The organism is Streptomyces sp. NPDC057654 (assembly GCF_042800135.1).
Taxonomy (GTDB): domain Bacteria; phylum Actinomycetota; class Actinomycetes; order Streptomycetales; family Streptomycetaceae; genus Streptomyces.
In genome coordinates this window covers 1-7,610 of sequence record NZ_JBHVHQ010000393.1, presented here as the reverse complement: position 1 = coordinate 7,610, position 7,610 = coordinate 1, and the positions used below count along the sequence as shown (strand labels likewise).

General features: G+C 73.0%; 5 protein-coding genes. All 5 read left to right on the top strand.

Going from position 1 to position 7,610, the window contains the following annotated elements:
* The coding region (locus ACFU99_RS25530; RefSeq protein WP_384395809.1) for an FtsK/SpoIIIE domain-containing protein at window positions 1–1,403 on the top strand (1,403 nt) is incomplete at its 5' end.
* 230 nt (window positions 1,404–1,633) lie between these two features.
* Entirely contained in the window at window positions 1,634–3,007 is a 1,374-nt protein-coding gene (locus ACFU99_RS25525) for an ABC transporter substrate-binding protein (RefSeq protein WP_384395806.1), read from the top strand.
* A gap of 19 nt (window positions 3,008–3,026) precedes the next feature.
* Window positions 3,027–4,388, top strand: a complete 1,362-nt coding sequence (locus tag ACFU99_RS25520) for a carbohydrate ABC transporter permease (protein ID WP_384395803.1) — start codon at window positions 3,027–3,029, stop codon at window positions 4,386–4,388.
* Window positions 4,385–5,281: a carbohydrate ABC transporter permease gene (locus ACFU99_RS25515; protein ID WP_384395800.1), complete on the top strand. Its 897-nt coding sequence runs from the start codon at window positions 4,385–4,387 to the stop codon at window positions 5,279–5,281. Before ACFU99_RS25520 ends, ACFU99_RS25515 begins: the two co-directional genes overlap by 4 nt.
* Window positions 5,282–5,469: 188 nt before the next feature.
* Window positions 5,470–7,610, top strand: a 2,141-nt coding sequence (locus ACFU99_RS25510) for a glycosyltransferase (protein WP_384395797.1), incomplete at its 3' end; no start/stop codon positions are given.

The following is a 7,610-nucleotide window of genomic DNA, read 5'->3' as shown; positions in this document are numbered from 1 at the left end:
GCCCGGCGACCCACATCGGGGCGCTGGCGGGCCTGGACTCGCGCGGCACGACCCGTACGAGCGGCGGCACGAGCGGCAGCACAGCCAACGGCAACGGCCCGGCCGTCGTCGCCACCCTCGACGCCGTCTCCCCCGCCTGGGCCGAGCACTTCGCCCGTGCCCTGGCCCCGCTGCGCCCCTCGGACGCCGCGGCCGGCCCCGGCCCCGCGCGGGTGGCCGCGGCTCTGCCCCGTACCGCCCGGCTCCTCGACGAGCTGGGCCTGGCCCGCGCGACCCCGGCCTCCCTCACCGCCCGCTGGGCGGCCTCCGCCGAGGCGCCGGGCCCGGGGGCGCCGGCCGGCGGCCGGGTGCTGGCCGTCCTCGGCGCGGGCCCGCGCGGCCCGCTGACGGTGGATCTGGCGACCGACGGCCCGCATCTGCTCGTCGAAGGCGGCCCCGGCACCGGCAAGTCGGAGATGCTGCGCACCCTCGCCGCCTCGCTCGCCGCGGCCGAGCGCCCGGACCGGCTCTCCCTCGTCCTGGTCGACGGCGCGGGTGCGGAGCGCGGCGAGGGGCTGCGGGTCTGCACGGACCTGCCGCAGGTGTCCACGTATCTGGCGGCGGCCGACCCGGTGCGGATGCGCGAGTTCGCGCAGGCGCTCAGCTCGGAGCTCAAGCGCCGGGCCGAGCTGCTGGGCCGCCTGGACTTCGCCGGCTGGCACGCGCAGCACGCCGCCGCGCCGCGCGTCATCTCCCCGCGCCGCCCCAGCGACCCGCCGGCGCCGGGCGCGTCCGGTTCCGGGGACATCGACCCGTCGATGAGCGGCACCCTCAAGCTCCGTACGCAGCGCGGCGGTTCGGAGCGTACGGCCCAGACCGCGCTGCCCCGGCTGGTGGTCCTCGTCGACGACTTCGACGCGCTGGTGGCCCCGGCGCTGGGCAGTACGGGCCGCCCGTCGGCGGGTTCGGTCGTACGGGCCCTGGAGGCGGTGGCGCGCGACGGCGAGCGGCTCGGGGTGCATCTGGTGGCGGCGTCCGGCCGCCCGGACCGTACGGCGGACACGGCGGCGGTGGAGCGGGCCGGGCTGCGAATAGCCCTGGAGATACTGCCGCCGGTGGCCGAGGGTCCCGGATCGGCGGACGGCTCCTCGGGCGAACCGGCTCCGGGCCGGGGCAGGCTGCACCGCCCGGACGACTGCGCGGTGACGCCGTTCCAGGCGGGCCGGGTCACCGGCCGCATCCCGCGCACGGCGACGCTGCGCCCGACGGTGGTGCCGCTGGACTGGCAGCGGATGGGCGACCCGCCGACCCGCCGCCCGCTGCGCGAGCTCGGCAACGGCCCGACCGACCTGGCGCTGCTGGCGAGCGCCTTGCAGCGTGCGGCCCAGTCGGCGGGCGCGGAGACCGCGCCGCCGCTGCTGTGACGCGCGGCGGAACGGCGGCGCGCCCGTAGGCGGACAACGCGCCCCCACAGCCCTCCGCACGCCCCCGCCTCCTCATCACGGCCCGGTCACGATCGGCTACTTGACGTCGCGGGCGGTATTGCGGCCGACCGTGACCCGGCGTAGGACTGTCGCACGGGACAGGGCGCGCGCCGGAGCCATGCGCGGTGCGGCTGCCCGCGGGGTCGGGGACCGCACGGGGAGGGACGGCAATGCGCTCATCGCTGCGTACGGCACGCGTGTCGCGCGGTGCTCTGGCGGTGTTCGCGGCGGGGGCGATCGCCCTGGCCGCCTCGGGGTGCAGCGACGACGGCGGGAACGACAACGGCTCTCCGGCCGGCGGCTCGTCGAACGCCGCGGAGTCCGTCCGGCTGCCGCGGCTGAACGGGCAGAAGCTCAAGGTGACGGCCGTGTGGACGGGCACGGAGCAGAAGAACTTCACCAAGGTCCTTCAGGAATTCACCCGGCGGACCGGAGTCGCCACGGAGTTCGTGCCGAGCGGCGACGACATGGCCGCCTTCATAGGGTCGAAGATCGCGGGCGGCGACCCGCCGGACGTGGCGATGCTCCCGCAGGTCGGGGTGCTCCACGAGTTCGCGAAGAAGGGCTGGGTCAAGCCGCTGTCCGCCGAGGCCGAGGGGCAGTTGACCAAGAACTACTCCAAGGGCTGGCAGGAGCTCGGCTCGTATGAGGGCAAGCGGTACGGCGTGTACTACAAGGTCAGCAACAAGTCGCTGATCTGGTACAACACCAAGCTGTTCGGCGACGCGGGCGCGAAGGAGCCGAAGACCTGGGACGCGTTCCTCGATCAGGCGCAACTGATCGCGGACTGGGGCGTCACGCCGGTCTCGGTGGGCGGCGCGGACGGCTGGACGCTGACGGACTGGTTCGAGAACGTGTATCTCTCCCAGGCGGGCCCGGAGAAGTACGACCAGCTCGCCCAGCACAAGATCAAGTGGACGGACCCGTCGGTGAAGGCGGCGCTGACCACGCTCGGCCAGCTCTTCGGCAAACAGGACCTGCTCGCCGGGGGCGGCAGCGGGGCGCTGCACACGGCGTTCCCGGACTCGGTGACCCAGACCTTCGCGGGCGGCGCCAAGGCGCAGGCGGCGATGGTCTTCGAGGGCGACTTCGCCGCGGCCAACGTCGCCGACGCCAGGGCCGAACTGGGCACGGACGCCAAGGTCTTCCCGTTCCCGGCGGTCGGCGCCAAGCCGCCGGTGGTGACCGGCGGCGACGTGGGGGTCGCGCTGAAGAACAGCCGCGCGGCGCAGGCGCTGCTGACCTTCCTGGCCTCCACGGACGCCTCCAGGATCTGGGCGCAGCAGGGCGGTTACATCTCCGCGAACAAGAACCTCGATCTCGGCGCCTACCCCAACGCGGTGCTGCGCAAGATCGCCTCGGCGCTCATCGCGGCGGGCGACGGCTTCCGCTTCGACATGTCCGACCAGGCCCCGGCGTCCTTCGGCGGCAAGCCGGGGCAGGGCGAGTGGAAGGACCTCCAGGACTTTCTGATCAACCCCAAGGACGTCGCCGGCGCCCAGAAGAAGCTGGAGGCCGACGCGGCCAAGGCGTACCAGAACTGACGGACGGAGGCTCGTCACGATGTCGACCGCGACAGCGGGCGGCGCGGCGGCCCCTGGCCCCGTACCGCCCGTGCAGAAGAACGGGAAGAAGCGCAGGAGCGTGCTGGGCACCCGCCCGTGGGTGGCGGCCTGCTTCCTGCTGCCCGCGCTGGCGCTGCTCGGCGCCCTCGTCGTCTACCCCATCGGCTATTCGGTCTACCGCAGCCTCTTCGACGCCTCCGGCAACGGCTTCGTGGGCGTCGACAACTACCAGGAGGTCTTCACCGACGAACGCATCCGCACGGCCCTGAAGAACAACGTCATCTGGGTCGTGGTCGCGCCGTCGGTGGCCACCGCCCTCGGGCTGATCTTCGCGGTGCTCACCGAACGGGTGCGCTGGGGAACGGCGTTCAAGCTGGTGGTCTTCATGCCGATGGCCATCTCGATGCTGGCCGCGGGCATCATCTTCCGGCTGGTGTACGAGCAGGACCCGGACCGCGGCGTCGCCAACGCGGTGTGGGTGTCGGTGCACGACACCTTCGCCGGGACGTCCGCGTTCCCGGGCGCGCACCCCCGCCCGGACGCCGGGCTGGCATCGACATCCAAGGGCTCGTACACGACCGAGGCGACGGTCTCCGCCGGCAGTCCGGTCGCGCTGCCGCTGGTCGCGGTGAAGCCGTCGGACGTGAGCGGCGCGGCGCAGGCGGCCCAGGCCCGCCCGGTGGCCGGGAAGGTCACCGGCACGGTCTGGCGGGACGTCGTACGGGGCGGCGGCGGCACGGACGGAAAGATCGATCCGAGCGAGAACGCGCTCAAGGGCGTCAAGGTCGAGGCCGTCAAGGACGGGCGTACGGTCGCCGGGACGAAGACCTCCGCCGACGGTACGTTCACGCTGCCGGCCGCCGCCGACGGGGCCCGGCTGCGGCTGCCGGGCAGCAACTTCGCCGCCCCGTACAACGGCATCGACTGGCTCGGCCCCTCCCTCGTCACCCCGGCCATCATCGGCAGCTATGTGTGGATGTGGGCGGGGTTCGCGATGGTGCTGATCGCGGCGGGGCTGGCGAGCGTGCCCCGGGAGCTGATGGAGGCGGCGCGGGTGGACGGGGCGAACGAGTGGCAGGTGTTCCGCCGGGTCACGGTGCCGCTGCTGGCCCCGGTGCTGGCGGTCGTCATGGTCACGCTCATGATCAACGTGTTGAAGATCTTCGACCTCGTCTACATCATCGCGCCGGGCAACAGCCTCGACAACGCCAATGTGCTCGCGCTCCAGCTCTACCAGTCGTCCTTCGGCACCGACGTCAACCAGGGCATCGGCAGCGCCATCGCCGTCTTCCTGCTGCTGCTCGTGCTGCCGGTGATGCTGATCAACATCCGGCGCATGCGAAGGGAGCGCAGGCGATGACTGGCGTGAACACGGCCGTGGTGAACACCGCGGTGCGGGCGAGGCGGTCGCTGCCGTCGCGGATCGCGGCGCGCGTGAGCGGCGGCGCGATGCGGGTCGTGCTGATCCTCGTCGGCCTCTTCTGGCTGATGCCGACGGTCGGGCTGCTGATCTCCTCGCTGCGCGACCGCTCCGACATCGCGGCCACGGGGTGGTGGAAGGTCTTCAGCCACCCGGCGCAGCTGACCTTCGACAGCTACAGCAAGCTGCTGAACAACGACACGGTCACGCACTCGCTGCTGACCACGGCGCTGATCACGGTCCCCGCGACGCTGCTGGTGGTGATCATCGGCGCGCTCGCCGGGTACGCGTTCGCCTGGCTCGAATTCCCGGGCCGCGACTGGTGGTTCATGGTCGTGGTGGGACTGCTCGTGGTGCCCGTGCAGGTCGCGCTCGTACCGGTCGCGAAGCTCTTCAACGCGCTGGGGATCTTCGAGACGACGCCGGGCGTGGTGCTCTTCCACACGGCCTTCGGGCTGCCCTTCGCGATCTTCCTGCTGCGGAACTTCTTCGCGGAGATCCCCCGCGAGCTGCTGGAGGCGGCCCGGCTCGACGGGGCGGGCGAGGTGCGGCTGTTCACGCGGGTCGTGATGCCGCTCGGCGGCCCGGCCATCGCCTCGCTCGGCATCTTCCAGTTCCTGTGGGTGTGGAACGACATGCTGATCGCGCTGATCTTCGCGGACAGCGGCAACCCGCCGATCACGGTCGCGCTCCAGCAGCAGGTCCGGCAGTTCGGCAGCAACATCGACATCCTCGCGCCGGGCGCGTTCCTGTCGATGATCGTTCCGCTGGCCGTCTTCTTCGCCTTCCAGCGGCAGTTCGTGAGCGGGGTGATGGCGGGCGCGGTGAAGTGAGAGCGGCGGGAGACAGCGGGAGACGGGGCGGCAACCGGGCGTTCACCCCTGGGCCACCGGACGATCACCGGGCGGTGCTCCGGCGGCTCACCCGATCGGCCCAGGCGAGGGTGACCGTAACGCCGATGGGGAGTTGAACCGTTCGCCCCGTACCCCATCGTCCGCCCGGAAAGGGATGAATTCCCGCCATGTCGCCCCGGCTCACCGTCGTCGTACCCGTCCACAACGGCGCCGAGCATCTGTGGGAGTGCCTGGCCTCACTCGCCGCGCAGACCCTGCGCGAACTGGACGTGGTGGTGGTCGACGACGGGTCCGCGGACGCGGGCCCGGACATCGCGCGGGCCTTCGCGGAGCGCGACGCGCGCTTCCGCCTCGTGCGCCAGCACAACTACGGTACGGGCCACGCCCGCAACACCGGGACCCGGCACGCCGCGCCGGGCACGGAGTACCTGGCGTTCGCGGACAGCGCCGACGTGCTGCCGCGGCGCGCGTACGAACGGCTGGTCGGCCTCCTCGACGGGTCCGGCTCCGACTTCGCGACCGGCAACGTCTACCGGCTCACGGCGGCGGGCCGCAGCCAGGCGTGGCAGCACCGGCACCTGAAACGCACCCGGACCGCCACACACATCACCGAGGACCTCGGCCTGCTGTCCGACCACACCGCCTGGAACAAGGTGTTCCGCCGCACCTTCTGGGACCGCCACCGCCTCGCCTTCCCCGAAGGCGTGCTCTACGAGGACACCCCGCTGACCATCCCGGCGCACTTCCTCGCCGAGGCCGTGGACGTCCTGCACGAACACGTCTACTACTGGCGCGTCCGCGAGGGCGCCGGGCCCCGGCGGCGCACCGACCCCCAAGTCGTGCGCGACCGCATCGCCTCCGTCGACCACGTCTCGCGCTTCCTCGCCGACCCCGCCAACACCCGCTGGTCGGCGCATAAACGGGACTACGACCGCTCGGTGCTCACCGAGGACCTGACGCACTTCGTCGACCGGCTGCCGACGGCGGGCGCCGACTACCGCGACGTCTTCATGGACCGGGCCCGCGACTGGGCGGGCCGCGTCGACCCGGAACTCTTCAAGGAGCTCCCCGTCGACCTGCGTGTGAAATGGCAGCTGATCAGGGAGCGGCGGCTCGCGGAACTGATCGCCGTCCTCGAATACGAGCGGCGCAACGCCTCCGGCTTCCTCGTCCACGGCCTGCCGCTGCGCAAACGCGCCGCGCTGCCCGGCGCGGACGGCGCGCCCGTACCGCTGCCGTCGTCCGTCACCCGCCTCACGTCCGAGGACTTCCCGGTACGGGCCGGGGTCCGCGAAATCCTGTGGCGCGACGAGAAGTTGGTGATCCGCGGCTACGCGTACATCCGCAACATCGGCGCGCCCTCCCGGCTGCGGGGCCTCAAGACGGCGCTGGTGACCTCCGGCCGGCACCGGCTGCTGGTGCCGCTGCGGACCGTCCACATGCCGGAGGCGACCCACAACTCCCGTCAGGAGCAGCACTGCTACGACTGGTCCGGCTTCGAGATCACCGTCGACCCCGAGCGGCTCGCGGGCGACGAGCGGTGGCAGCCCGGCCGCTGGCAGGTCGACGTGGTCGTCGCCGCGTCCGGCGTGGTGCGCCGGGCCCCGCTGCGCTCGCTGGGCACCGGCTCCGGCGCGTGGCCTCCGCCCGGCGAACTCGGCGACGGTACCCGGCTGGTGCCCTGGTTCAAGAACGGCCGGCTGCTGCTGTCGGTGGAGTGGGCCGAGCGGCGGCTGACGGGCCACCGGGCGGTGGGCGGCGGGGAGATCGAGCTGGACATCACGGACGAGTCGGCCCGCGAGCCGGTCGCGCTCCGGCTCACCCACCGCAGCTCGGGCGCGGTCCTCGAATCACCGGTGACCTGCCGCCTCCACGACTACGAGGGCGTACGGGCCACCGCCCGGCTCCGCCTCGCCGACCTCACCGCGGCCCGGCCCGCGCCCGGCGAGCACCCCAAGGAGGTGCGGCTGCGCGACACCTCGTCCTGGGACCCGGTGCTCGTGCTCGCCGACTCCCGCACCGCCCGCATCGCCACCGCCGCCGCCCCGCGCCCCGGCCGCTACCCGCTGACCGACGGCCGGGAGCTGGTCGTCGCCGCCACCGCGGACGAGTACCTCGTCCTGCACGACCGCACCCCGCAGCCCATCGCGGACCGCGTCGCCTGGCAGGACGACGGCTCCCTGACCGTCGAGGGCGAGCTGCCCGCCGCGGCCCCCGCCGAGCTGGAACTGGTCCTGCGGCACAGCACCCACGCGGCTGAAGTGACGTTCCCTTGCGAGCGGCGGGACTCGGACGCGGACGGCGGGGC